Genomic DNA, 24,723 nt, shown 5'->3' on the forward strand with positions numbered 1-24,723 from the left:
TATCTTCGCAATATGGATATTTGGAACAGCTTCCCGGCGCGCGCCTGACGTTGACCGCACGGCGCCGGGAGGAGTTCCCGCCGGATCCATGGCACCACCAAGGAGAAGCAATTGTCCGTCGAGCTGGAGTCCGATCTGCGGGAACTGCGTGGCCTGCAGTGGCATGCCATGACGGTCGACGAGGTGGCCGAGACGCTGGCCGCCGACGCCGGGCGGGGCCTGTCGAGCGCGGAGGTCGCCGCACGCCAGGCCCGGTACGGGCCGAACGCGCTCAAGTCGGCGCCGCCGACGCCGTGGTGGCGCACGCTGCTGGCGCAGTTCACCGACGGGCTGATCCTGGTGCTGTTCGGCGCGGCGGTGCTGTCCCTGGCCATCGGCGAGATCGAGGAGGCCGCCTTCATCGCGGTTCTCCTGGTGTTCAACGGCCTGCTCGGGTTCTGGCAGGAGCGGCAGGCGCAGAAGTCGCTCGCCGCGATCCAGGCGCTCGTCGTGCAGCAGGCCCGGGTCCGCCGCGACGGCGCCGTGCAGCAGATCCCGGCGGATCAGATCGTGCCGGGCGACGTCGTGCTGCTGGAGGCCGGCGACACGGTGCCGGCCGACGGCCGCCTCATCGCCGCGTTCCGGCTGGCGATGGCGGAGGCGGCGCTCACCGGCGAGGCGGTGCCGGTCGACAAGGACTCCGGCCCGGTCGGCCGCGACGCCGCCCTCGCCGACCGTACCGACATGGCGTTCACCCACACCGCGGTCACGGCCGGCCGGGCGGAGGTCCTGGTCACCGCGACCGGCATGGACACCGAGATCGGCAAGCTGGCGACGCTGATGTCCGAGGTGGAGTCGGAGCCGACGCCGCTGCAGCGCCAGACCGCCCAGCTCGGCCGGCGGCTGGCGATCATCGCCGGCTTCGCCGTGCTCGGTCTGCTGCTGATCGGGCTCGCGCAGGGCCAGGAGTTCGCCGAGCTGGTCGTCGGCGCGATCGCGCTGGCCGTCGCGGCCATCCCGGAGGCGCTGCCGGCGACCGTCACGGTGACGCTCGCGGTGGGCATGAGCCGCCTCGCCAAGCGTCGCGCGGTGGTCAAGCGCCTGCACGCCGTGGAGACCCTCGGCTCGACCTCGGTCATCTGCAGCGACAAGACCGGAACCCTGACCCTCAACCAGATGACCGTACGGACGCTGGTGCGCGGCGACGAGGAGTTCTCCGTCGACGGCCAGGGCTACTCGCTCGACGGGCGGATCGTCGCCACCGACTTCGACCGCCGGCCGCCCGAGCTGCGCCGGCTCGCGGCCGCGATGGCGCTCTGCAACGACGCCGTCATCCGCGACGGCGCCTGCATCGGCGACCCCACCGAGGGCGCGCTGGTGGTCCTGGCCGCCAAGGCGGGCATCGACGTGGACGGCGCCCGGCAGCGGTTCCCGCGGGTCGGCGAGGTGCCGTTCGACTCCACCACCAAGTACATGGCGACGATCCACGAGGACCGGCTGCGGCAGCACGGCGACGAGCTGGTGATCTGCGTCAAGGGCGCGGTCGAGAGCGTGCTCGAGCGCGTCGACGACATCGCGGATCACGACGGCGAGCCGGTGGCCCTCGACGACGCGGGTCGCGCCGCGGTCCGGGCGTCCGCCGAGCGGCTCGCGGAGGGCGGGCAGCGCGTGCTGGCGGCCGCGGGCCGCTGGGTGCCCCGTAACCGGATCGACCTCGACGGCGATCTCGCGCAGGCCGCCACCGGCATGACCTTCCTCGGCCTGGTCGGCATCGTGGATCCGCCGCGGATCGAGGCGAAGGAGGCGATCGCCGCCGCGCACAACTCCGGCATCGAGATCAAGATGATCACCGGGGACCATCCGGCCACGGCGGGCGCCATCGCCGACGCCCTCGGCATCACCGGCGAGGTGATCCGCGGCGCCGATCTCGAGCACCTGGACGACCGGGAGCTGGCCGGCCGGGTACGCGACATCGGCGTGTTCGCCCGGGTCGCGCCCGAGCACAAGCTGCGCATCGTACGGGCGCTGCAGTCGCACGACCTGGTGGTGTCGATGACCGGCGACGGCGTGAACGACGCGCCCGCGCTGGAGCAGGCCGACATCGGCGTGGCCATGGGGATCACCGGCACCGAGGTGACCAAGGAAGCCGCCGACATGATCCTGCTGGACGACAACTTCGCGACGATCGTGACCGCGGTCCGCGAGGGGCGGACGATCTACGAGAACATCGTCAAGTTCGTCCGCTTCCAGCTCTCGACCAACCTGAGCGCCATCATGGCGGTCCTGGCCAGCGCGTTGCTGGGCCTGGCCGCGCCGTTCACGACGATCCAGATTCTCTGGGTCAACCTCATCTGCGACGGCCCGCCGGCGCTGGCGCTCGGCGTCGACGAGCCCCGCCCGGGGGCGATGGACGAGCCGCCGCGGGCGAAGAAGACGCAGATCCTGCCCGGTGCCCGCCTGCGGGTGCTGCTCTGGCTCGCCGCGGTCATGGCCGCCTGCTCCCTCGGGGTGGTCGCCCTCGCCGAGCCGGCGTACGGCGTCGCCGTCGCGGCCACGATGGGCTGGACCACGTTCGTGCTGGCCCAGCTCTTCAACGTCTTCAACGCGCGCGCCGAGCGGGCGTCCGCGTTCGTCTCCGGCTTCTTCTCGAACCGCTACCTCTGGCTCTCCGTCGGCGCCGTCGCCGTCGCCCAGCTCGCCATCGTCAAGGTCGAGTGGCTGGGCGAGTTCTTCGACGCCACCCACCTGAGCGGGGCGCAGTTCGCGGTCTGCCTGGCCGCCGGCTCGGTCGTGCTGTGGCTCGAGGAGGCACGCAAAGTGGTCGTCCGTCGCCGCGCCCGGGGCGCGGCGCGGGCCGGCAACGCACAGTCCATCCGAACCAGCCCGCTCTGACGAGGCGTACCCGGCGGCCGCGGTGACCGCGGCACCCGGGGGTCAGGCCGTGCGGGTGAGCTCGACGACGGGGATGGTCCGGATTCCGGCGGTCTTCTGCGCGTATTCGGCGAAGCCGGGATAGCGGCGGGCCTGCTCGTCGAAGCGCCGGTCGCGCTCGTCGCCGGTCAGCTCCCGTACGGTCACGGCGTACGTGTCGGTGCCGAGCTCGACGGTGGCCCGGCCGGCCGCGACGACGTTGCGGTACCAGTCGGGGTGTTCCGGCGCGCCGCCCTTGGACGCGAACACGTGGATGACGTCGTCGTCGGTCTCGTTCGGCAGGTACATCAGCGGTGCGACGAGTTCGCGTCCGCTCTTGCGGCCGCGGTGGTGCAACAGCACCATGGGCGCACCGGCGAACGGCCCGCCGACGCGGCCCTCGTTCGCCCGGAACTCTTCGATGATCTTGGTGTTCCAGTCGCTCACGCCGCCACCCACTGCTTGGCCTGGTCCAGCTCCGACTTCGGGAGGGTACGCGCCTCGCCGGGCATCATCCAGGCGAACAGGCCCATGGCGTGGCGTATCCAGTCGAGATCGGAGACGATCGCGATCCGTGCCCAGGCCTTGTGATGTGACAGGGCCGGGCCGAGGCCGAACTTCAGGTCCTCCCAGAAGGCGCCCGGCTGGAACCAGCCGAAGTCGTCGTCGATGACGAACAGGAGCCGTACCCCGCCCTTCTCGAGCGCGGCCTTCATCGGCGGCAGCAGGATGTCCACGTACTCCTCGCGGCTGATCGGCCCGGTGAATCGGAAACCGAGGGCGCCGTCCGGCAGGTCGGGAAGCACTTCGATCATGGATCTGACTGTGCACCGGCCGGCCCGCGGGCACCTCATCCGCGATGGGTGATCCGCGTGAGAAACTGCGTTCATGAGCGGTGACGTGGACCCCGAGGTGAGCGCCCTGGCGATCAACGTCACGATCCCCGAGGAGCTCCGCTGGACCGACACCCGGCGCGGTGTGGAGTTCATGCTGACCACGCTCAACGTCCGGCTGCTCAAGGACGGCAGCCTCGCGGCGAAGGCGTACGGCCGGCCGACCGCCGGCGGCCGCGGCGCCTACGTCTCGTTCACCGTGCCCGACCGGCCCGAGCTCGTGGCCCTGGTCGACCGGGCCGCCGGCCGCGCCGGCGAGCTGTGGGCCGGGCACCGCGGTCTCGGCTGACGCGCCGCGGCGGCGGCCCCGGGCGCCCCACCGCCCCGCTCGGCCGGAGCCGGGCGGGTGCGATGGGTGCGGCGGGGTCGGTCAGCCGATGCCGATGTTGTTGTGCGCCATGACGGGCCGGAACCAGCGGTTGCCGGAGAAGATGGCGTCGTAGCCGTTCACCAGCAGGTTCGCCAGGGAGATCGGCGGCGGGATGGGCCCGTTGCGGCACTCGGCGACGCCGTTCCAGTCGGTGGTCGCCTCGCACATGAACCAGCGCTCGCCGGTGGTGACGAAGGAGACCGGCAGACCCGGCACCGGGCGGCCGTCGAGGGTAGTGATCCGGGCCCGGAGACCGAGCACCTCGCGGGCGATCACGTCCAGGGTGCCGTAGTAGGCGGTGGCGTGAAGCCGCTGCGGCGGCGGTTGCGCCCCGACGGCCTGGGCCGGGCTTGCAGTAGCGACGCTTATGAGCGCCACGGCGATCGCGAGCAATCGCTGGATGGTTTGCTTCATGGAGCACAAAGTAGGTGGTTTGTCTGTCTAACAGGCACGGACACACCCAAGCGTGTTGAAATGCCCACTATCGGGTGTATGAGACATTCTCAGTCTGTCGGCCCGGTGCGCCGAGAGGGTGTCGCGGGATGCCGGGCGTATCGGCCGCCCGGTCATTCGCTGGCTCCGGTAAATGCGAGAGATTCAGTGAGAAGCGGCCCCGGGAGGCTCCGCGGGGGTCGGGTGTCGCGCTCCTAATGACTAAAGCGGAAGTGCCGAGTGCGGCCGCGCAGATAATCGGCCGAGTCCGACCACATTCGACACGGCGGCGAAAGCGGCATTCGCGTCTGCACCGTCCATCCCGGTCGGAGCGACCTGCGACGTACTGCACTTACGCGGTGGAGAAACCCATCCGGGTGACCCGCTTGCAAGATCACCCTGCCGATGTCGCGTGTTCTACCTTGGACAGCGAAAGGTGACGTAGCATCCCTGAAAAGCGCATCCGGCGGCGAACTTGCATCGGTGCGCTCTGCGTTTTTCGTGGCGGCTTTCCGGTCGAGCCGTCAACCGCACGCAAGCATGGGGACATCAGTGGACATTGCGATTGTCGGTCTTTCCTGCCGTTTTCCGGGTGCTCGTGACGTCGTGGAGTTCTGGGCGAACTCGTTGAACGCGGCTCAGCAATTCCGGAGCGTTCCGTCCACGCGCTGGAATCACGAGACGGTTTTCTCGCACGATCGCCGTGATCCGAATTCCACCTACACCGACCAGGTGGCCTTCCTCGACGGCGTCGAGGAGTTCGCCGCCCTGCACCACCGGATTCCGCCGCGGCGTGCCAAGGCCATGGATCCCCAGCACCGCCTGCTCATCGACCTGGCCCGGGAGGCGGTACAGGACGCCGGCTGGGAGCGGTCCGAGTTCGATCGGGCGAGCACCGGCGTGTTCGTCGGTCTCAGCACGTCCGACTACTCGAGCGTGGCCGGCGCGCGGGTCGCCGCGATGATGCTCGCCGACGGGTCGCTGTCGCCGCAGGCCCGCGACCCCGAGCTGCTCGGCGCGGTGGCGCGGGCGGCGGCGAGCGCCGTCGACGCGCCGCAGTCCTTCTCGCTGGCCGGCTCGCTGCTCAACATGGGGCCGTGCGCCGTCAGCGAGCTGCTCGACCTCGGCGGCCCGTCGTTCGCCATCGACGCCGCGTGCTCGTCCGCGCTGGTCGCGCTGCACCAGGCCGTCAATCACCTGCGGACCGGGTCGTGCAGCGCGGCGCTGGTCGGCGGGGTCTTCCTCAACCTGACCCCCAACGCGCTGATCGGCTTCTCCCGGGTCGGCGCGCTGTCCGCCGCCGGCGTGTGCCGGCCCTTCGACGCCCGCGCCGACGGGTTCGTGCTCGGCGAGGGTGGGTCGCTCGCCGTGCTGCGCCCGCTGCGCGACGCGGTCGCGGCCGGCGACCGGATCTACGCGGTGCTCAACGGCATCGGTACGGGCAACGACGGCAAGGGCTCCGGGCCGATGACGCCGCGGGCCGAGGGCCAGGAGGCGGCGATGCGGGCCGCCTACCGGGACGCGGGCGTCACCCCGGGCGCCATCGACTTCCTGGAGGCGCACGGCACCGGCACGACGGTCGGCGACCGGGTCGAGATCGAGGCGGTACGGCGGCTGCGCTCGACGGGCGCGGCCGGGCGGCCCTGCTACCTGTCGTCCGGCAAGGCGATCATCGGGCACACCCTGCCGGCGGCCGGCGCCGCGGGCGTGCTGCGGACGGCGCTCGCGCTGTACCACCGCACCGTGCCACCGCAGCCGGCCGTCTCCGCGCACCCCGACCTGCCGCTCGCCGCGGCGGGGCTGGAGATCACCACCGAGGCCCGGCACTGGCCGGAGGTGCCGGACGACCGCCGGCGCGCCGGCGTCAGCTCATTCGGCTTCGGCGGCACCAACGTGCACGCCGTGCTCAGCGAGGTGCCCGATCAGCGGGAGCCCGGCGACGCGGACCGGGGCCGCGACGACCGCCCGTGGCTGGTCCTGCTCACCGCGGACACGCCCGACCTGCTGGCGGCGCACGCCGAACGGATGGCGGCCGTCGTCGCCGCCGACGACGCGATGACGCCCGCCGCCGTGGCCCGCACGATGGCCGCCCGCCTGCCGCTGCCCGCCCGCCTGGCCGTGATGTGCCGCAGCCGGGCGGAGCTCGTCGACCGGCTCGCGGCCGCCGCGCGGGCGCTGGCCGCCGGCTCGCTCGGCCGGCTCGGGCCGGGCGTGTACGCCGGCGCGGCGCCGCTCGCGCCCGAGCAGCGCCGGCTCGCCTTCCTCTATCCGGGCCAGGGCTCGCTGCGGGCGGGCGTGCTGCGCGACCTGGTGGCCCGCTTCCCGGCGCTCGACCGGAACGTGCGGCCGCTCACCGACCTGGTCGACCAGCGCACCGGCACCCCGGTCTCCAAGCTGCTGTGCGAGGAGCCCGGTCCGGACGCCCAGGCGGAGGTGAACGCGACCCGGATCTGCCAGCCCGCGCTCGGCGTCGCCGGGATCCCGATGACCCAGCTGCTCGCCGACTGCGGGGTGACGCCGCTGGTGACGCTCGGGCACAGCGCCGGTGAGGTGGTGGCCGCCGTCGCCGCCGGTGCGCTGACGCCCGGCGACGGCATCGACTTCCTGGTCGACCGCGGCGCCGCGGTGACCGCCGGCGAGGAGCCGCCGCCGGGCACCATGGCCGCGGTGAAGATCGGCCCGGCCGGGTTCGAGGAGCTGCGCCGGGGCATCGAGGGCGTCTGGGCCGGCTGCTACAACCATCCGACGCAGACGGTGGCCAGCGGTCATCGGGATGCGGTCGCGCGCCTGCTGGCGCGGTGCGAGGACCGCGGCGTACAGGCGGTGCCGCTGCGGGTGTCGCACGCCTTCCACTCGCCGCTGCTCGCCGGGGTCGACACCCTGGTGGCCGAGCACGCGGCCGAGCTGACGGTGCGCACGCCCGCCCTGCGGCTGGTGTCCAGCGTGGACCCGGGCGCGGCCGGCGACCCGGAGACGCTGCGTGCACTGTGGAGCCGCCAGGGCTCCTCGCCGGTGCTGTTCCGCGACGCGGTCGACGTCGCGGTCGACTCCGGCGCCCGCATCCTCGTGCAGGTCTGCGCCGGGGACGCCCTGCTCGGCATGGCGGCCCGGACGCCCTCGGCCGCGGGGCTGGACGCGATCGCGCTGATGCCGGCGGAGCCCGACGACGGCTACGCGCTGCTCGAGGGGCTGGGCCGGCTGGCGGTCGCCGGCGTGCCCGTGAATCTGATGCCGCTGTTCGCGGGGCTGCGGGTGCCCCTGCTGACCCTGCCGCCGTCGCCGGTGGCCACCCAGCACTACTCGATCCGCGGCAACGCCGGCGGCGGTCGCCCGCGGCCGTCCGGCGCGCGTGCCGGCCGCCCGCCGGTGGCGGCCGGATCGGCGCCGTCCACAACCGAGTCCCGTCAACCGGAGCGCGCCGCGCTTCCGGCCGTAACCAGGAATGGAGAGCGGACGTACATGAACGACGTCATCCTGCTGCTGCGGGAGCAACTCGCTGCCCTGCAGAGCTTCAGCGCCGAGCCGCTGGAAAACTATGCCGGCACCGGCATGCGGGACGTCACGCCGTCCTCCGCCGTGGGCTGCTCCCCGGCGACGGCCGGCGTCGCACACCCGCCGACCGCGCCGGCGCTGCCGGCCTCGCCCGCGACGCGGGCACCGGTGCCGACGCAGAAGTCGTCGCCGGCGGACACCGGCCAGATCCTCACCGAGCTGGGCGTCATGGTGGGCCGGATCAGCGCCTACCCGCCGGACCTGGTCCGCGCGGAGCACTCGTTCGCCGCCGACCTGGGCTTCGACTCGATCATGAGCTCCGAGCTCACCGCGGCCGTGAAGCGCCGCTGGCCGCACCTGTCCCTCGACCCCGCGGACGTCTTCGGCATCACCACGGTCGGCGAGCTGGCCCAGGCGCTGGCCAGGGCGCAGTCGGGCGGCTCCATGGCACCCGCCCGCCCGGCCGTCGAGGTGGCACCGCCCGCGCCGGCCGCCGCGGACTCCGGGCCCCGCCCGGTGTGGCCCGAGCCGCGCGGCGCCGAGGTCGCCGACGTGGCGTACCTGCCCGAGATCGTGGCGTTCCAGCAGCGCGGCGTGATGCTCGAGCGGCTGCAGGTGGCCAACCCCTACTTCCTGGTGCACGACAGCGTGATCGACAGCCGGACCAGGGTCGGCGGGCGCCAGCTGATCTCGTTCTCCAGCTACAACTACCTCGGGCTGGCCGGGCACCCGGCCGTCGCGGGAGCGGTCAAGGACGCGGTCGACCGGTACGGCTCGTCGGTGTCCGCGGCGCGGATCCTCTCCGGCAACCGCGCCCTGCACGACGAGCTGGACCAGGCCCTGGCCGACCTGGTCGGCGCCGAGGACGCCATCACGCTGATCGGTGGGCACTCCACCAACGTCAGCGTGATCGGCCACCTGGTCGGCCCGGACGACCTGATCGTGCACGACGCCCTCGCGCACGACAGCATCCTGCAGGGCTGCCGCCTCTCCGGCGCGAGCCGCCAGCCGTTCCCGCACCAGGACCTGGACGCCCTCGACGCGATGCTCGGGCAGATCCGCGACCGCTACCGCCGCGTGCTGATCGTGGTGGAGGGCGTCTACAGCATGGACGGCGACATCTGCGACCTGCCGGCGCTCATCGCGCTCAAGAAGCGGCACGGCGCCCTGCTCATGGTGGACGAGGCGCACAGCATCGGCGTGCTCGGCGCGCGCGGCGGCGGCGTCGGCGAGCACTTCGGCGTCGACCGCGGCGACGTCGACGTGTGGATGGGCACGCTGTCGAAGTCGCTGGCCAGCTGCGGCGGCTACGTCGCCGGCCGGCACGAGCTGATCGAGTACTTCCGGTACACGCTGCCGGGCTTCATCTTCAGCGCCGGGATGAGCCCGGCGAACGCCGCCGCGGCCCTGGCCGCGCTGCGGATCTTCCGCGAGGAGCCGCAGCGGCTGGCCCGGCTGCACGACCGCGCCGCGCTGTTCCTGCGCCTCGCCCGGGAGGCCGGCGTCGACGTCGGCACCAGCGCGGGCACGCCGGTGATCCCGTGCATCACGGGCGACTCCGTCAAGGCGCTGCGGCTCTCCGACACGCTGCTGAAGAACGGCGTCAGCGTCAACCCGATCCTGTACCCGGCGGTCAAGGAGGAGCTGGCGCGCCTGCGGTTCTTCGTCACCGCCGAGCACAGCCCGGAGGACATCGAGACCACCGTCGACCTTCTGGCCCGGAACCTCGACCCGGCTTGCCAGGCCGGCGTGCCGCAACCGGCATGACCCGCGGCCCCCTTCGCAGATTGCGCCTGACATGACCCCTGTGAAATCTCCGCCGGCCCGGGCCGCCCGGCCCGACGGGGTCAGCACCCGCGGCCCGGGCACCGGCGTCGTACTGCCGTTCGTCGCCCGTCGCCCGAAGCTGGTCATCCTCGCCGCGTTGCTGCTGGCGGCGCTGGCGGTCGCCTTCAGCGGCGACGTGGTCGGCGCGCTGAAGACCGGCGGCTTCGACGATGTCCACTCGGACTCGGTGCAGGGCCGGCAGGTGCTCGCCGAGCACTTCCGCGGTGCCGACCCGAACCTGGTCATCATGGTCGAGAAGCCGGGCGGCAGCGCGTTCGACACCGACGCGGGCGACGCGGCGCGGCGGGTCGTCCGGCGCCTCGCGATGGCGCCCGAGGCCAGCGTCGTGGGCGTGTACTGGGACGACATGCTGCCGCAGCTGGTCAACAAGGCCGGCGACCGGGGCATGATCCTGGTGCATGTGGACGGCGACGAGGACCAGAGCATGCAGCGGGTCGAGCGGCTGCACGAGGACCTGGCCGGCACGACCGGCGCGGTGCGGGTCGCCTTCGGTGGCCTGACCCAGATCAACAACGACATCGCCGATCAGGTGACGGAGGACCTGGCCCGGGCCGAGTCCATCGCGATCCCGATCACCCTGCTGTTGCTGCTGCTGGTCTTCGGCACCGTCTGGGCGGCCGGCGCACCGCTGCTGATCGGCATCTTCTCGATCGTCATGACCCTGGGGGTACTGCGGCTGCTGGCCGTCTTCACCGACGTGTCGGTCTTCTCGGTCAACATGGCCACGGCGCTGGGCCTCGGCCTCGCCGTCGACTACAGCCTGCTCTTCGTCTCGCGCTACCGGGAGCAGCGCGGCCGGGACAAGGACATGCTCTCCGCGCTCGCCGTCACCATGCGTACCGCCGGCCGGACGATCCTGTTCAGCGCGGCCACCGTCGCGGTGGCGCTGTGCAGCCTGCTGGTCTTCCCGCAGTACTTCCTGCGCTCGTTCGCGTACGCCGGGATCGCCGTCGTCATGGCCACTGTCGGCGCGGCCCTGCTGGTGCTGCCGGCCCTGCTGGTGCTGCTCGGCGACCGCATCGACAAGTGGTCGGTGTGGCCCCGGCACCGGACGGTCGGCGGCGACACCGCCTTCTGGGGCCGGGTCGCCGGTCACGTGATGCGCCGCCCGGCGCTGACCGCGGCGCCGGTGGTGCTCGTGCTGCTGGTGCTCGCGCTGCCGTTCACCCACGTGGGGTTCGGCGTCGCCGACGACCGGGTGCTGCCGAAACACGCGGAGAGCCGGACGGTCGCCGACTCGATCCGGGGCGACTTCGGCGGCACCGGGAACGGCGCCGCCGTCATCGTCGCGGAGCACTGGGGGCACGGGCCGGACGCCGTCATCCGGGCCGCCGACTACGCCGCCGGGCTCTCCCGGATCGCGGGGGTGCAGCGGGTCGACAGCATGGCCGGCTCGTTCGGCGGCGGCACCGCGGTCGTCACCGCCGCGCCGCCCGGCGCCTTCATCGCCGGCGAGACGGCCTGGTTCTCGGTGCTCAGCAACCTCGAGCCGTACTCGGACGCCGGCGCCGACCTGGCCCGCGCCCTGCGCGCCGCGCCGGTGCCGCAGGGCGTGCCCGTGCTCGTCACCGGGCTGGCCGCGCAGCTGGTCGACATGACCGGCTCGATCGGTGACCGGCTGCCCCTCGCGCTGGTGCTGATCGCCTGCACCACGTTCGCGCTGCTGTTCCTGCTGACCGGGAGCGTGCTGCTGCCGGTCAAGGCGCTGCTGCTGAACCTGCTGACGATGAGCGCGGTCTTCGGGGTCGCCGTCTGGGTCTTCCAGGACGGCCATCTCTCCGGCGTCCTGGGCCATACCGCGACGCCGCTGGCGGTGGCCATGCCGGTGCTGCTGTTCTGCGTCGCGTTCGGACTGTCGATGGACTACGAGGTCTTCGTGCTCTCGCGGATCATCGAACGGCACGGCCAGGGTGCCGATCTGCACACCTCGGTCGTCGACGGGCTGTCCCGCAGCGGCCGGGTGATCAGCGCGGCCGCGGCGATCCTGTCGGTGTCGTTCCTGGCCATGCTGTCGTCCGGGGTGTCGTTCATCCAGTTCTTCGGCCTGTGCGCCAGCCTCGCGATCATCCTCGACGCGCTGCTGGTCCGCCCGGTGCTGGTGCCCGCCCTGATGCGGCTGGCCGGGCGCTGGAACTGGTGGGCGCCGCGGCCGCTGCGCGCGCTGCACGCCCGCCTCGGGCTGCGGGAGCAATCCTGATACGGCGGGCGTCCAGGCGGCGAGTGGCATTTTGCACTCGACGTGCACTTGTCTCGGTGTGTCACGAAACCTAGCGTCACACCATGGCTGCTTCCTGGACGTTCGCCGTGACCCGCGCCAACCTCGGCGAGACGACGCTGCTCCTGAGCGATCTGCCCGACCTGGCCGACGGCGAGGCCCTGCTGCGGGTGGACCGCGTCGGCCTCACCGCCAACAACGTGACCTACGCGGTGCTCGGCGAGTCGATGCGGTACTGGCAGTTCTTCCCGCCCGAGGCGTACGGGCTCGGGCCCGAATGGGGGCTGCCGCCGCTGTGGGGTTTCGCCGAGGTGGTCGCGTCGACGGTGCCGGAAGTCGCGGTCGGCCTGCGGGTGTACGGCTATCTGCCGTCCGCCGGGCACCTGGTGGTGCGGCCGGACCGGGTGGACGCCACCGGTTTCCGCGACGTGAGCGCGCACCGGGCCGACCTGCCGTCGCCGTACAACGCCTACCGGGCGACGGACGGCGACCCGGCGTACCGGGCGGACGCCGAGGACCTGCTGATCCTGTTCCGGCCGCTCTTCTTCACCTCGTTCATGCTGGCCGACCAGGTCATCGACGAGGACTACTACGGAGCGGAGGCGCTGGTGCTGTCGTCGGCGTCCAGCAAGACCGCCTACGCCGCCGCGTACGAGCTGCACGGCCGCGGCCCGCGCCTGATCGGGCTCACCTCGCCCGGCAACATCGAGTTCACCCGGTCGCTCGGCTGCTATGACGACGTCGTCGCGTACGAGGGGATCGGCGACCTCGACCTGGTGCCGACCGCCTACCTCGACCTCTCCGGCGCCCCGGCGGTCCGGGCCGCGCTGCGGCAGCGCCTCGGCGACCGGATGGTGCGCGATGTCGCGGTCGGGCTCACCAACCAGATCCCCAACATGGACGCCGCCGGCGAGTTCTTCTTCGCGCCGGTGCGGATCTCCAAGCGTCGCCAGGACTGGGGCCGCGAGGAGCTCGACAAGCGCTTCGCCGCGGCCTGGCAGCGGTTCGCCGGCGTCGTGGGCGACTGGCTCGACGTCCGGGTCGGCGAGGGCCCCAAGGCCCTGCGCCGCGCGTGGGGGGAGGTCCTACGGGGCGAGACGCCGCCGCGGGTGGGCCAGATCGTCCAGCTCTGAGGCGGGCACCGGCCCGAGGTCGCCTGATGGTGTCGCGGGCGCTGCACCTAGGGTGGTGCCCGTGCGTGACATAGCGGTGTTCACCGGGAGTGCCCATCCGGAGCTGGCGGCCGAGATCTGCGAGCAGCTGGGCGTGCCGCTGCTGCCGACCAAGACGTCCCGGTTCGCCAACGACTGCATCGAGGTGCAGCTGCAGGGCAACTGCCGCGAACGGGACGTCTTCCTGATCCAGCCCCTCGTGCCGCCCGTGCAGGAGAACCTCGTCGAGCTGCTGTTCATGCTCGACGCCGCCCGGGGCGCCTCGGCCGGGCGGATCACCGTGGTGCTGCCGCACTACGCGTACGCCCGCAGCGACAAGAAGGACGCGCCGCGCATCTCGATCGGCGGCCGGCTGGTCGCGGACCTGCTGCAGACCGCGGGCGCGGACCGGATCCTGGCGATGACCCTGCACTCGCCGCAGGTGCACGGCTTCTTCAGCGTCCCGGTCGACCACCTGCACGCCCTGCGCGAGCTGGCGCACCACTTCCGCGGCTACGACCTGAGCAACACCGTCGTGGTCTCGCCGGACCTCGGCAACGCCAAGGAGGCGGCGGCGTTCGCCCGGATGCTCGACATCGAGGTCGCGGCGGGCGCCAAGCAGCGGTTCGCGGACGACAAGGTCGTGATCAGCTCGGTGATCGGCGAGGTGGCCGACCGCGACGTGATCGTGCTGGACGACGAGATCGCCAAGGGCAGCACGGTCTTCGAACTGCTCGACCGGCTCCGCGAGCGCCACGTCCGCAGCGTCCGGGTGGCGTGCACGCACGGGCTCTTCACCGCCGGCGCGGTGGCCCGGCTCTCGGCGGAGAAGGACATCGAGGAGATCGTCTGCACCAACACCGTGCCGATCCCGGCCGGCACCCGCACCGACAAGCTCACCGTGCTGTCGGTGGCGCCCGCGCTGGCCGAGGCGATGCGCCGCATCCACAACGGCGAGTCGGTCAGCGCGCTATTCGCCTGATTTCGAGGGCTGCGGGCCGCAGAGCGACAGGATCGCGCCGAGCAGCGTCGAGCGGGTGAACGGCTTCTCCACCAGCATGCTGTTCTCGTCCAGGTGCAGCTGCGGGCCGAGCGACGCGGCCGTGTAGCCCGACATGTAGAGCACCGGCAGGTCCGGGTGGTGGGTGCGCAGCGCCGCGGCCAGCTCGGGCCCGGTCATCGTCGGCATCACCACGTCGGTGATCAGCAGGTCCGGCTGCGCGCCCGCGGCCACCTCGGTGACCGCGGTGAGCGCGTCCGTCGCCACGGTGATCTCGTAGCCGGCCGGCGCGATCAGCCGCTGCACCAGCTGGGCCACCTCGGGCTGGTCCTCGACGATCAGCACCCGGCCGATCACCGCCGGCTTGGCCCGCCGGTCGACCCCCGCGCGCTGCTCGGCCGCGGGCAGGTACAGGTGCACCGTCGTGCCCATCCGCGGCTCCGACTCCAGCGCGATGTGCCCGCCGATGCCCTTCACGATGCCGGCGGTGGTGGCCAGGCCCAGACCGGCGGCGGTGGGCCGGGTGGTGAAGAACGGCTCGAGGGCCCGCTTGCGGGTCTCGTCGGTCATGCCGACGCCGGTGTCCTGGATGACCATGTGCACGAGGCGGCCGGTCGGCGCGTCCTCGGCGAGCTGACCCGGCTCGATGACCTCGTTGGTCGCCGCGACCCGCAGCATCCCGCCGTGCAGCATCGCGTCGCGGGCGTTCGCCGCCAGGTTGACCAGCGCCTGCTCCAGCGGGCCGCGCTCGGCCCGCACCGGCCAGACGTCGGGGCCGAACGCCAGGTCGAGGCCGATCCGCTCGCCCAGCGTACGGCTGAAGAGGCTCTGCACGTCGGTGAGCAGGTCCGGGATCGGGATGATCTCCGGCCGGTTGCCCTCGGTCCGGCCGAAGGCCAGGAGCTGGTGTGTCAGGGTCCGCCCGGTGTTGACCGCCTCCATGATGTCCTTGGCCATCCGATGCTGCGGCGAGTCCTCGGCGGTGGTGGTGGCGATCATGTCGGCGGAGCCCTGCACGACGGTCATCAGGTTGTTGAAGTCGTGCGAGATGCCGCCGATGAGCTGGCCCATGCTGTCGAGCCGGCGCAGGTGGTCGAGCTGGCGCTTGAGGCCGCGCGCGTCGATGTGGTCGGTGGTGTCGGTGATCATGCAGAGCACGTGGCCGTGCTGCCCGTTCTCGTCCTCCAGCGGCATCATGCTCATCCGCACGCTGCGCTGCGAGCCGTCGGCGCGCATCAGCCGGGTCGCGCCGACCGTCGAGCGGCCCGCCCGGCACTCGGCGAGGCGGCGCATCAGCTCGCGCTGGCCGGCGTCGTCGAGGAAGCCGCGCAGCGAGACCCCGATCAGCTGAGCCCGGGGCAGGCCGAGGACGACGCCGATCGGCTCGTTCGCGTACGTGGCGACGCCCTCGTCGTCCAGCTGGAGCACGCCCTCCGGGATGGTCTCCAGCACCCGGCGGTAGCGCTCCTCGCTGGCCCGCAGCCGCTCCTGCGCCCGGGCCGAGGACAGCGCCAGCGACAGCTCGCCGGCGATGTCACGGGCCAGCTCGACCTCGGCCTCGGTGTAGGCCGCGCCGGGTGCGCCCCGGACCACCAGCAGGTAGCCCGCGTAGGTGTTGTCGACGATGACCGGGCAGAGCACGGCCGCGTGTACGGCGGGTGCCCGCTCGCCCGGCTCGGCGCCGGCCCGGTGCAGCACGGTGAGCGGTTCGCCGCCCTGGCCGGTCAGCACGACCGGCCGGCGGCTCGCGGCCAGCCCGGTCGAGAAGTCGTCGTCGGGCAGCTCGCCCTCGCGGTCGAGCAGCTCGGCGTACGGCGCGCGGAGCCCGTCGTCGGGATGATGGAACGTGATCGCGTCGTAGCGGCCGTCCTCGCGCAGCATCTGGATCCCGGCGCCGTCGCCGACCATGTCGGCGGCGGCCTGCGCCGCGGTGGCGCGGACCTTGGCCACGTCCTGGGCTGCCCGGCTGAGGGCCAGCGCGAGGTCGGCCAGCGCGTATCGGAGGGGATAAGCCATGACACCCATGCAGTTCACTATCTGCAATAGCGCGGTGTGGCGCGGGCGTTTCCCCTCAATCCGCGGCGAACCAGCGCTCGGCGAGCGACCCGAGGGTCGGCTTGGCCGGTGCGGGCAGCCGTTCCAGGTACGCGCCCAGATTGCTGTAGTAATGCAGCAACGTCCAGGCCATCAGCCGCCGCCGCAGCTCGGCGTCCGGCTCGATCCCGTACGCCCGCAGCATCCGGCCGTAGAAGCGCCCGTCGCCGTTCGCGAGGAACACCGCGGGCCCGACGAAGTCGTACTCGGCGGCGCCGCGCATGGCCGGCTCGAAGTCGATCAGCCCGGTCAGCCGGCCGCCGGCGAAGAGCAGGTGCTCGTCGAGGATCTCGGTGTGCAGCAGCACCGGGGCTTCCGCGCCGAGCGGCACCTCGGCGAGGAACGACGGGATCTGGGCGACCCAGGCCGGGTCGAGCCCGAGCGCCCGCTGCCGGCCGGCGCACCCGCGCGACTGGCCGGCGACGAACTCCGGCCAGTCGTCGGGCCACCACTCGTCGACCTCGGGCGCGGGTACGGCGTGCAGGGCGGCGATCGTCTCGCCGAGCTGATCGGCCACGGCGTCCCGCTCGGGCGCGGTGAGGCCCGGCCAGACCGAGGAGAGCGGCACGCCGGGCATGCGGTCCATCAGGACGTAGCCCCAGCGCTCGAAGGTCCCGGCGGCGTGCACGGCGGGCGTCGGCACCGGGAGGCGGCCGTGCACCGCCGCCAGGACCGCGGCCTCCACCGGCAGCTCGTCGGCGTGCACCGGCGGGAAGAGCTTGAGGACCAGGTCGCCGACGGCGTACACGGGAAGTGATCCGGTCGGGAAGCGCGACGCGGCCCCGGTGACGCCGAGCGAGGCGCAGAGCGCGCGGACGCCCGGCCCGAGCGCCGCCTCGTCGCGGGCGACGAAGTCGAAATCCTCCTCATCGTCGGCGCATGGCCAGACCGAGTCGACGTTTTCCCTGGTCAAGTGCGTTCCACCTCGATGAACGACGGGCCGGGACTGCGGTGACGGGTAGCGCCGGACAACCACCTCACGTGCGAACTCCGACGCTGAAACTTGCAAGTTGATCCGGACAAACAGCATTATTCCGGTCGGCTCGAGCTTGGTTGACGGTACAGCTGGTTCGACGACGGAGCACACCACAGCGGCCGGAAGGACACGACCACGGTGGATCAGGATCCCACGGGCGGCGGCGTACGCCCGGATTCCCTCGGCGCGTCGACCCTCGATTTGAGCGGGCGGTGCGTCGGCGGCTCGTACCTGCTCGTCCGGCCCATCGGGCAGGGCGCCACCGGCGTGGTCTGGCGCGGGGTCGACCGGGCCTCGGGCGAACCGGTCGCGGTCAAGCTGCTGCACGAGAGCCTGCTGCGCCAGCCGAAGCTGGTCACCCGCTTCGTGCAGGAGCGCACCATCCTGATGATGCTGCGGCACCGCAACGTGGTGCGGGTCCGCGACCTGATCACCGTCGGCGAGTCGCTCGGCCTGGTCATGGACCTGGTACCGGGCGGCAGCCTGCGCGAATACCTGCGGGAGCACCACACGCTGCGCCCGGGCGAGGCCGCCCGCGTCGCCGCGCAGGTCGCCGCGGCCCTGGCCGAGGCGCACGAGCTGGGCATCGTGCACCGCGACCTGAAGCCGGACAACATCCTGCTGCACCGCGAGGACGGGCAGCTCGACATCCGGCTGACCGACTTCGGCATCGCCCGGGTGCTGAACACGCCGAGCCTCACCACGCCGAACGCCGTCGTCGGCACCCCGCACTACATGGCGCCCGAGGCGTTCCAGGCCACCCCGACCACCCCGGCCGCCGACGTGTACGCGCTCGGCGTGCTGATCTACGAGACGGTGTGCGGGCGGCCGCCGTACGACAGCGACAACGTCCACGAGCTGATGCAGCTGCACCTGCAGGGCGACCCGGTGCGGCCGCCCGGCGTCCCGGACGTGCTCTGGGACGTCATCGTCGGCTGCCTCGACCAGAAGCCGCGGCTGCGCCCGACGGCCGCCGAGCTGATCGCCGACCTCAGCGACGTCGAGCGCCGGGTGGCGGACACGCCGGCGTTGCCCAGGGCGGCCCCGGCGCCGTCGCGCGCCCCGGCGCTGTCGTGCCCACCGCAAACCCCGCCGCCCTCGCTCGGAGGCCGGCCGCAGGTGCCCGCGCCGCGCGGCGGCAACCGGCCGGCCGGCTGGCGATGGGGGCGGCCCTGGGCGATGATCGGGCTGGTCACCGCGGCGATCCTGGCCTCCGGCGTGACGACGACGGCCTGGCATCTCGGCCGCGCCGACGATCCGGGCGTCGCCGTGGCGCAGGTGCCGGTACCTCGGGTGCCGCTCGCCCGGCCGTCCGGCCCGGCCGCGGCGGCCCCGGCGGCCACGCCGTCGTCGCCGGCGAAGACCGCCGCGCACACCAAGGTCGCCGCGCGGCGCCCGGCGCCGGTCGCCGCGCAGGCGCTCACCCCGGTGCGCCCGGGCAAGCCGCAGGAGACCCGCCGGCCCGCCGCGCCGCGCCCGGCCGGCACCACCGCCCCGGTCCGTGAGGCCAAGGAGTACGGCCCGGAGAACTGCCGCCGGCGCCTCACGGTCGCCAACTTCAGCAACCCGGTGCTGCACGACGCGTGCCACGCGATCGGCGCCAAGGTGCAGATCCGCGGGAGAATGGCCGCGCCGAGCCGGGGCGAGGGCCGGATCTCGGTGGCCCTGCGCGACGTCGGCACCGGGCGCCTCGCCGGCGCGCCGAAGGTCTGCGCGGGCCTCGGCTTCCGCCGGGATCGGCCGGTGCACGACTGCGGCCCGGTGACCGTCGACCCGCCGCACGGGCACCGGTACCAGGTGGTCATGGCGTGGACCTTCACCCCGGCCGGCCAGCCGCCGACGACGGGCGAGACGACGGGCGACGATTTCGACTGGTGAGCGGCGGCCCGGAAATAGGGTCGCACCCGCCGGCGTTACCGCCTACCGTGATCGCCATGTTCGCCGCGCCCGGTATGCAGCTGCCCGCAGGGTTCACCCTGCCGGTGGCTCCCGCGTGCGATACGCGAATCTGACCCTTCCCCAGGCCGCAGCAGAACACGGGGAAGGGTAGCCGTGCCGTTCTGGCGCGCGTCCCTGGGCAAGGCTCGCGTTCCGCATCCGACCCGACGTTTCTCGCATCCAGTGAGGACAGGCATTCCCATGGCCAAGAGCCAGTTCATCCGTACCAAGCCACACCTGAACATCGGCACGATGGGGCACGTCGACCACGGCAAGACGACCCTGACCGCCGCCATCACGAAGGTCCTCGCCGACCGCGACCCGGCCGCCAACCGGTTCGTCGCCTTCGAGGGCATCGACAAGGCACCCGAGGAGGCGCTGCGCGGCATCACCATCAACATCTCGCACGTCGAGTACGAGACCGCCGGCCGCCACTACGCCCACGTCGACATGCCGGGGCACGCCGACTACGTGAAGAACATGATCACGGGGGCGGCGCAGGTGGACGGCGCGATCCTGGTGGTCTCGGCGCAGGACGGCGCGATGCCGCAGACCCGCGAGCACGTGCTGCTCGCGCAGCGGGTCGGCGTGCCGTACCTGGTCGTGGCGCTCAACAAGAGCGACGCGGTGCAGGACGCGGAGCTGCTCGACCTGGTCGAGCTGGAGGTCCGTGAGCTGCTCGGCGAGTACGGCTTCCCCGCCGACGAGGTGCCGGTGGTGCGCGTCAGCGCGCTGAGGGCGCTGGAGGGCGACCCGCGGTGGGTCCGGTCGATCGTGGACCTGCTCGACGCCGTCGACGCGTACGTGCCGGTCCCGCCGCGCGAGCTGGGCGAGCCGTTCCTGATGCCGATCGAGAACGTGCTCACCATCAGCGGCCGCGGCACGGTCGTGACCGGGAAGATCGAGCGCGGCACGCTGCGCGTCGGCGAGCCGGTCGAGATCGTCGGCCTCGGCCCGACGGTGGCGACGGTCGCCACCGGCCTCGAGACGTTCGGCAGGTCGCTGCCGGTCGCGGAGGCCGGGGACAACGCGGCGGTGCTGCTCCGCGGCATCAAGCGCGACCAGGTACAGCGCGGCCAGGTGGTGGCGCTGCCCGGCAGCGTCACCCCGCACCGCGAGTTCCGCGCGCGGCTGTACGCCCTGCGGAAGGAGGAGGGTGGTAGGCACACGCCGTTCGTGGCGAACTACCGTCCGCAGTTCTTCTTCCGCACCACCGACGTGTCCGGCGCGATCGACCTGGGCGACCTGCCGATGGTCATGCCGGGCGACACGGTGGACGTGACCGTGCGCCTGGGCAAGGAGGTCGCGATGGACGCCGGGCTCGGCTTCGCGGTCCGCGAGGGCGGCCACACGGTGGCGGCCGGAACGGTCACGGAACTGCTCGACTGACGTGCCGGTGCCGCCCGGGAACCCGCCCGGGCGGCACCGGCCGTCACTGCTCCTCGGACTCGCGCTTGCGCAGTTCCTGCTCGCGCCGGCGCAGGTCGGCCTCCCAGCGCGTCATCATCGACTCGTCCTCGCGCAGCGAGCCGGCCAGCTTCCGCAGGAACTCCGGGTCGTCGTCGGGGGCGACCGGCCCCTTCCGCGGGCGCTGGTCCTCCGGGAACCCGTTGCCGGGCCGCCAGGTGGTGCCGTTGCTCAGCCGCACGGGGCGGGCGGGGCGCCCGGCGACGAACCAGGCGATCGGCCCGATCGGGGAGAACAGCAGGATGATGAAGACCCAGGCGATCCGCGGCAGCGCCCGGATCTCGGACTCCTCGGCGGAGAGGCAGCCGATCAGGGCGATGACCAGCAGCGCGAGGTCGATCAGCACGAACAGCGAGTAGAGGCGGATCATGGCCAGAGATCTTCGCAGATCCGGGCCGTCCGCACCGGCCCGGGCGGGTGGTGGATCCCGCCCGGGCCGTCTTTCTCGGGGCGGGTCAGCCGAGCGCCGCGTTCAGCGCCGGGAGGTAGCCGTACCGGTAGCCGGCGTTGTTCGGGTGGAACGAGTTCGTCGGCGGCACCACGGTCAGGCCGTGCAGCCACGCGTTGTTGCCGCAGATGCCGTGGCCGGCGAACTCGTCCGCGACGCTCGACCAGGTGAAGCCGGCCGCCTGTGACCGCGCGGCGATCACCGCGTTGAGCTCGGTGGCGCCCCTGTTCAGCGACTTGCGCTTGGGCACGCTCATGCCGCCGATGCCGCAGTTCGCGACCGTCTCGTCGAACAGGATCGGGTAGCCGAGCACGACGACCTTTGCGTTCGGTGCCTTGCCCCGGATGTCGGCGTACGTGGCGTTGAGCTTGGCCGGCAGCTGGTCGCGCACCTTGACCAGGGCGTTGGCCACGGCGGTCGCGCAGCCGCTGTCGCTGGCCAGCGTGCAGGTGATCACCGTGTCGGCGAAGCCGATGTCGTTGCCGCCGATGGTCAGCGAGACCAGGTCGGTCTCGGCGTTCAGGCCGGACAGCTGCCCGGACCGCAGGGTGGCGGTGGTCGCGCCGCTGCAGGCGTTCGACCGGTACGTCTTCGGGCTGTTGGCGGTGTTCCACAGGCCGGGGTAGGCGTTCGAGCTGCGCAGGCAGAGCCCGGTCTGCCCGGACGCGCCGACGCCGGACGAGTACGAGTCGCCGAGCGCGACGTAGTCCCAGTCGGACACGGCCGCCGCGCCCGCCGCCGCCGCGGCGGGCGCGGCGATGACGAGGCTGAGAAGGGTCGAGGTGACGAGGCAGGCGAGGACGTTGGTGCGTCTGCTCATCGGGTTGGCCTCCGGATCCGCGGGGGATAGGGGGCCGGAGCGCTCCGGTTACCGAACAGTAAGTCAAGACTTCATCGAAAGAAACATAGTGACATTCCTGTTACCTCGTAGTAACATCCATCGATGTGACCTGCATCTATGTCATGCGGTCATGTTTCGTGTACGCAGCGCGATTATTTCTTACCGGCGGTCCAGCCGGTCTTCAGCGCGCGCACAGGTCGGCGGAATAGCGTCAGGGGATGGAAGAACAGCGGGCCCGGAGAGTCGTCGAGACATTGCGCGGACGCAACGTCTTCGCACATGTCAAACTGCCGCACGCCGGCATCACCCAGTACGGAATCCGGGTCGTCCTGCCCGACGGGCGCGAGGCGATCTGGGACAACGACGGCACGGCCGGCCTCGAGGCGCAGGTGATGCGCGACGGGGTGCTGGTCGGCTTCGTGTCCTCGATCCCCGGCTCGGAGAACTTCGGCGAGGAGCAGATCATCGAGGCGATCGCGGCGGCCGACTACGACCGGCCGATCGGCCGCTCCCGGCCGGCCACGCCTCGGGGCGGCGCCGACCGGGTCGCGGCGGCGCCGCCCCCGCCCGGACTGGGCGACCGGCTGCGCCGCACCTTCCGGGGCTGAACCGCCGCCCGGTCAGCCCACGCCGAAGTACGCGTTTCCGGCCGGCAGCCGCCGGCCGTCCCGGTCGTACGCGCTGACCTTGCTCAGCCGGGCGCCGGGCGCGACCTCATCGAGGGCGAACCAGAACAGCACGACCGAGGGATCCTCGCTCCAGACGGCCTGCCGCGCCTTGACCGTCTTCCCGTCGGCGGTCACGGTGATCCGCGCCGCGTCACCGACGTAGTAGCCGAACGCCGGCACCGGCCCGCTGCCGATCTCCATGGGTGCCTGCGCGGCGTGGAAGCCGGGCGCCCGGTCCGAGCCCTCGGACTCGTTCGACGTGACGTCGACGACGAGCCCGCCACCGGCGTCCCGGCGTCCGGTCGCGATCCCGATGGCGGTGTCCGGCAGCGCGGGGTCCTCGAGCTCGGTGACCCACAGCAGCCGCGGCACGCCGCCGGTCCGCATCCCGGTGTCGACGACGTCGCCGAACGCGCCGTCCTGCCGTGGCTCGACCGGGCTGACGTGCACCCCGGGCGACCCGGCGCCGACCGGCCCGGCGCCGTCCGGGCGGGCCAGCTGCGCGCCGCCGACCAGCAGGGCCAGCACCGCGAGGCCGGACGTCGCGCCGACGGCGAGGCGGCGGCGCCGGCGCAGGCGGCCGCCGGCGGCCATGACCGCGGGAATGTCGAGGGGCTTCGGCTGGAAGTCCGGCGTGTTCATGGCGTCTCTCAGGTCATCGAGATCGTTCACGTGCGTACTCCGCTTTCGGCGCGCCGGGGTGCAGGGATGGAGACCCGGAGCTTGGCGAGCGCCCGGGAGTTGAGGCTCTTGACCGTGCCGAGGGAGATGTCGAGCTCCCGGGCCACGTCCACCTCGGTCGCGTCGAAGAAGTGCCGGAGCACGACCACCGCGCGCTCGCGCGGCGACAGCGCCTGCAGCGCGCCGATCAGCCAGCGGCGGCGGGTGACGTCGTCGGCCAGGTCCCGCGGCAGCGGCTGCTCCGGCAGTTGCTCGGTCGCGTACTCGCGCATCGGGCGGCGCCACTGGTCGGTGATCAGGTTGGCCAGCACCCTGCGGGTGTAGGCGTACGGGTCCTTGCGGCGCACCCGGCCCCAGGCCGCGTACACCCGGACCAGGGCGGCCTGTGCCGCGTCCTCGGCCTGATGGCGGTCGCCGGTCAGCAGGTACGCGGCGCGCTGCAGCCGCGCCGAGTTCGCCCGCGCGAACTCGACGAACTCGTCGTCGCCTCTTCGAGCTAATCCCACGACGGCCATGACGGGTGAGCGGCGGAAAAGGTTGCGGCAACCTTTTCCGGGGACCGTCCGTCTCGATCATCGTCACGCACCATCCGCCCCATCCTGATGGAGATACGCAATGGGACTGTCCCGAAACCGCTGGATCCTCACCGCCGGGGTAACCGGAACCGCACTCGCCGTGGTGGTGGCGGGTGCCGTTGCCGCCAACGCCGCACAGGAGAAGCCGGTGGCGGCCCCCTCGCGGTCGGCCGCCCCCGCACCCGCTCCCGAGGTGCCGGAGCCCGCTCGGGAGCAGCTGGGCGACGTGGTCGACGCCGGCTTCGCGGCCAAGGAGGGCACGTGGGTGCTCTACGCCGTACCGATCAAGGAGAAGGTGCTGCCCGGCACGCACTTCGGGGTGATGGCCGGCCGCCGGCTGGCCGACGGCACGATCGTCGACGTGGTCGTGACCAACGAGGTCGAGGGGCGGGACCGGGCGCCCGGCTTCCACGCGGTGCAGGGCGGCATGGAGGTCGAGGGCGAGCAGACACCGTCCTTCGGCTACTACGCCGGCGACGCGGCGCGGATCACCGCGCGGGCGGGCGGCCGTACCGTCGTGGCGAAGATTGCCGCGTGGAGCAAGGACCGCCGGGTCAAGTTCTTCTGGTTCGACCCGGCGACCGAGGCGGTCGCGAACCTGAAGGCCTTCGACCGCGCCGGCCGCGCCCTGCCCAAGGGCAACAACCAGGTCGGCGTCGGCTAAGGCCCTGTTTCGGACCGGGGGCCGGGCTGCGGCGGGCCCAGCCGCCGCCTGGCCGCACGCCGGGATCACCCACATACAACA

Annotated in this window: 19 protein-coding genes; 10 read left to right on the forward strand and 9 right to left on the reverse strand. The window is 72.6% G+C overall.

Annotation, left to right across the window (positions count from 1 at the left end; genetic code table 11):
- The first annotated feature begins 111 nt into the window (after nucleotides 1-111).
- Complete coding sequence (locus tag ACIBSW_RS29770; protein ID WP_354725163.1) at nucleotides 112-2,871, forward strand: HAD-IC family P-type ATPase; 2,760 nt, start codon at nucleotides 112-114, stop codon at nucleotides 2,869-2,871.
- Between the two features lie 42 nt (nucleotides 2,872-2,913).
- Here the strand turns inward: ACIBSW_RS29770 and ACIBSW_RS29775 are convergent, their stop codons facing one another.
- Nucleotides 2,914-3,336, reverse strand: coding sequence for a nitroreductase/quinone reductase family protein (locus tag ACIBSW_RS29775; protein WP_354725165.1), 423 nt, complete (start codon nucleotides 3,334-3,336; stop codon nucleotides 2,914-2,916).
- Nucleotides 3,333-3,704 carry an STAS/SEC14 domain-containing protein gene (locus ACIBSW_RS29780; RefSeq protein WP_354725167.1) on the reverse strand — a complete coding sequence of 124 codons (372 nt, stop codon included), beginning with the start codon at nucleotides 3,702-3,704 and terminating at the stop codon, nucleotides 3,333-3,335. The genes ACIBSW_RS29775 and ACIBSW_RS29780 overlap by 4 nt, the downstream gene beginning before the upstream one ends.
- Nucleotides 3,705-3,777: 73 nt before the next feature.
- Between ACIBSW_RS29780 and ACIBSW_RS29785 the strand changes: the two genes are divergently transcribed.
- A complete protein-coding gene (locus tag ACIBSW_RS29785; protein ID WP_354725169.1) occupies nucleotides 3,778-4,071 on the forward strand; it encodes a hypothetical protein in 294 nt (97 codons plus the stop codon).
- 81 nt (nucleotides 4,072-4,152) lie between these two features.
- Here the strand turns inward: ACIBSW_RS29785 and ACIBSW_RS29790 are convergent, their stop codons facing one another.
- The gene (locus tag ACIBSW_RS29790) at nucleotides 4,153-4,566 is read right to left on the reverse strand and encodes an Ig-like domain-containing protein (protein ID WP_354725171.1); all 414 of its coding nucleotides are present in this window, start codon (nucleotides 4,564-4,566) and stop codon (nucleotides 4,153-4,155) included.
- Nucleotides 4,567-5,124: 558 nt separating this feature from the next.
- Between ACIBSW_RS29790 and ACIBSW_RS29795 the strand changes: the two genes are divergently transcribed.
- From ACIBSW_RS29795 to ACIBSW_RS29810, 4 genes are all read left to right on the forward strand, one after another.
- Nucleotides 5,125-9,843 (forward strand): aminotransferase class I/II-fold pyridoxal phosphate-dependent enzyme, encoded by a 4,719-nt coding sequence (locus ACIBSW_RS29795; RefSeq protein ID WP_354725173.1) that lies wholly within the window; start codon nucleotides 5,125-5,127, stop codon nucleotides 9,841-9,843.
- 31 nt (nucleotides 9,844-9,874) lie between these two features.
- Complete coding sequence (locus ACIBSW_RS29800) at nucleotides 9,875-12,121, forward strand: MMPL family transporter (RefSeq protein WP_354725175.1); 2,247 nt, start codon at nucleotides 9,875-9,877, stop codon at nucleotides 12,119-12,121.
- 83 nt (nucleotides 12,122-12,204) lie between these two features.
- On the forward strand, nucleotides 12,205-13,272 hold the full coding sequence (locus tag ACIBSW_RS29805) for a DUF2855 family protein (protein ID WP_354725177.1): 1,068 nt from the start codon (nucleotides 12,205-12,207) through the stop codon (nucleotides 13,270-13,272).
- 61 nt (nucleotides 13,273-13,333) lie between these two features.
- Entirely contained in the window at nucleotides 13,334-14,272 is a 939-nt protein-coding gene (locus ACIBSW_RS29810) for a ribose-phosphate pyrophosphokinase (protein ID WP_354725179.1), read from the forward strand.
- Here the strand turns inward: ACIBSW_RS29810 and ACIBSW_RS29815 are convergent.
- Both ACIBSW_RS29815 and ACIBSW_RS29820 read right to left on the reverse strand, forming a co-directional pair.
- Nucleotides 14,261-16,306, reverse strand: coding sequence for a response regulator (locus ACIBSW_RS29815; protein WP_354725181.1), 2,046 nt, complete (start codon nucleotides 16,304-16,306; stop codon nucleotides 14,261-14,263). The two genes, ACIBSW_RS29810 and ACIBSW_RS29815, sit on opposite strands and share 12 nt — an antisense overlap.
- A gap of 55 nt (nucleotides 16,307-16,361) precedes the next feature.
- Nucleotides 16,362-17,297: an aminoglycoside 3'-phosphotransferase/choline kinase family protein gene (locus ACIBSW_RS29820; RefSeq protein ID WP_354725184.1), complete on the reverse strand. Its 936-nt coding sequence runs from the start codon at nucleotides 17,295-17,297 to the stop codon at nucleotides 16,362-16,364.
- Between the two features lie 201 nt (nucleotides 17,298-17,498).
- On the opposite strand from ACIBSW_RS29820, the gene ACIBSW_RS29825 reads away from it, so the two are divergent.
- Together ACIBSW_RS29825 and tuf are read left to right on the forward strand one after the other, a co-directional pair.
- The gene (locus ACIBSW_RS29825) at nucleotides 17,499-19,238 is read left to right on the forward strand and encodes a serine/threonine-protein kinase (RefSeq protein WP_354725186.1); all 1,740 of its coding nucleotides are present in this window, start codon (nucleotides 17,499-17,501) and stop codon (nucleotides 19,236-19,238) included.
- A gap of 261 nt (nucleotides 19,239-19,499) precedes the next feature.
- Nucleotides 19,500-20,687 (forward strand): elongation factor Tu, encoded by a 1,188-nt coding sequence (gene tuf / locus ACIBSW_RS29830; protein ID WP_354725188.1) that lies wholly within the window; start codon nucleotides 19,500-19,502, stop codon nucleotides 20,685-20,687.
- A 43-nt stretch (nucleotides 20,688-20,730) separates the two neighbouring features.
- On the opposite strand, the gene ACIBSW_RS29835 is transcribed toward tuf, so the two are convergent.
- Together ACIBSW_RS29835 and ACIBSW_RS29840 are read right to left on the reverse strand one after the other, a co-directional pair.
- Nucleotides 20,731-21,135, reverse strand: a complete 405-nt coding sequence (locus ACIBSW_RS29835; protein ID WP_354725190.1) for a PLD nuclease N-terminal domain-containing protein — start codon at nucleotides 21,133-21,135, stop codon at nucleotides 20,731-20,733.
- An 85-nt stretch (nucleotides 21,136-21,220) separates the two neighbouring features.
- On the reverse strand, nucleotides 21,221-22,033 hold the full coding sequence (locus tag ACIBSW_RS29840) for an SGNH/GDSL hydrolase family protein (RefSeq protein ID WP_404799494.1): 813 nt from the start codon (nucleotides 22,031-22,033) through the stop codon (nucleotides 21,221-21,223).
- 239 nt (nucleotides 22,034-22,272) lie between these two features.
- On the opposite strand from ACIBSW_RS29840, the gene ACIBSW_RS29845 reads away from it, so the two are divergent.
- Entirely contained in the window at nucleotides 22,273-22,662 is a 390-nt protein-coding gene (locus tag ACIBSW_RS29845) for a hypothetical protein (RefSeq protein ID WP_404799495.1), read from the forward strand.
- 12 nt (nucleotides 22,663-22,674) lie between these two features.
- Here ACIBSW_RS29845 and ACIBSW_RS29850 read toward each other — a convergent pair whose 3' ends face one another.
- A complete protein-coding gene (locus ACIBSW_RS29850; RefSeq protein WP_354730714.1) occupies nucleotides 22,675-23,394 on the reverse strand; it encodes a hypothetical protein in 720 nt (239 codons plus the stop codon).
- Complete coding sequence (locus tag ACIBSW_RS29855; RefSeq protein WP_354730716.1) at nucleotides 23,391-23,909, reverse strand: SigE family RNA polymerase sigma factor; 519 nt, start codon at nucleotides 23,907-23,909, stop codon at nucleotides 23,391-23,393. Before ACIBSW_RS29855 ends, ACIBSW_RS29850 begins: the two co-directional genes overlap by 4 nt.
- Before the next feature lie 109 nt (nucleotides 23,910-24,018).
- Here ACIBSW_RS29855 and ACIBSW_RS29860 point away from each other — a divergent pair, with 109 nt between their 5' ends.
- Entirely contained in the window at nucleotides 24,019-24,642 is a 624-nt protein-coding gene (locus ACIBSW_RS29860; protein ID WP_354730718.1) for a hypothetical protein, read from the forward strand.
- Nucleotides 24,643-24,723 lie beyond the last annotated feature (81 nt).

The organism is Actinoplanes sp. NPDC049668 (assembly GCF_044465445.1).
Taxonomy (GTDB): Bacteria; Actinomycetota; Actinomycetes; order Mycobacteriales; family Micromonosporaceae; genus Actinoplanes.

Bases quoted from the DNA above. Each gene is read 5' to 3' on its own strand.
- ACIBSW_RS29780 (WP_354725167.1), bottom strand. From the start codon at position 3,704: ATGATCGAAGTGCTTCCCGACCTGCCGGACGGCGCCCTCGGTTTCCGA.
- ACIBSW_RS29785 (WP_354725169.1), top strand. From the start codon at position 3,778: ATGAGCGGTGACGTGGACCCCGAGGTGAGCGCCCTGGCGATCAACGTC.
- ACIBSW_RS29790 (WP_354725171.1), bottom strand. From the start codon at position 4,566: ATGAAGCAAACCATCCAGCGATTGCTCGCGATCGCCGTGGCGCTCATA.
- ACIBSW_RS29795 (WP_354725173.1), top strand. From the start codon at position 5,125: ATGGGGACATCAGTGGACATTGCGATTGTCGGTCTTTCCTGCCGTTTT.
- ACIBSW_RS29800 (WP_354725175.1), top strand. From the start codon at position 9,875: ATGACCCCTGTGAAATCTCCGCCGGCCCGGGCCGCCCGGCCCGACGGG.
- ACIBSW_RS29805 (WP_354725177.1), top strand. From the start codon at position 12,205: ATGGCTGCTTCCTGGACGTTCGCCGTGACCCGCGCCAACCTCGGCGAG.
- ACIBSW_RS29815 (WP_354725181.1), bottom strand. From the start codon at position 16,306: ATGGCTTATCCCCTCCGATACGCGCTGGCCGACCTCGCGCTGGCCCTC.
- tuf (WP_354725188.1), top strand. From the start codon at position 19,500: ATGGCCAAGAGCCAGTTCATCCGTACCAAGCCACACCTGAACATCGGC.
- ACIBSW_RS29835 (WP_354725190.1), bottom strand. From the start codon at position 21,135: ATGATCCGCCTCTACTCGCTGTTCGTGCTGATCGACCTCGCGCTGCTG.
- ACIBSW_RS29840 (WP_404799494.1), bottom strand. From the start codon at position 22,033: ATGAGCAGACGCACCAACGTCCTCGCCTGCCTCGTCACCTCGACCCTT.
- ACIBSW_RS29845 (WP_404799495.1), top strand. From the start codon at position 22,273: ATGGAAGAACAGCGGGCCCGGAGAGTCGTCGAGACATTGCGCGGACGC.
- ACIBSW_RS29860 (WP_354730718.1), top strand. From the start codon at position 24,019: ATGGGACTGTCCCGAAACCGCTGGATCCTCACCGCCGGGGTAACCGGA.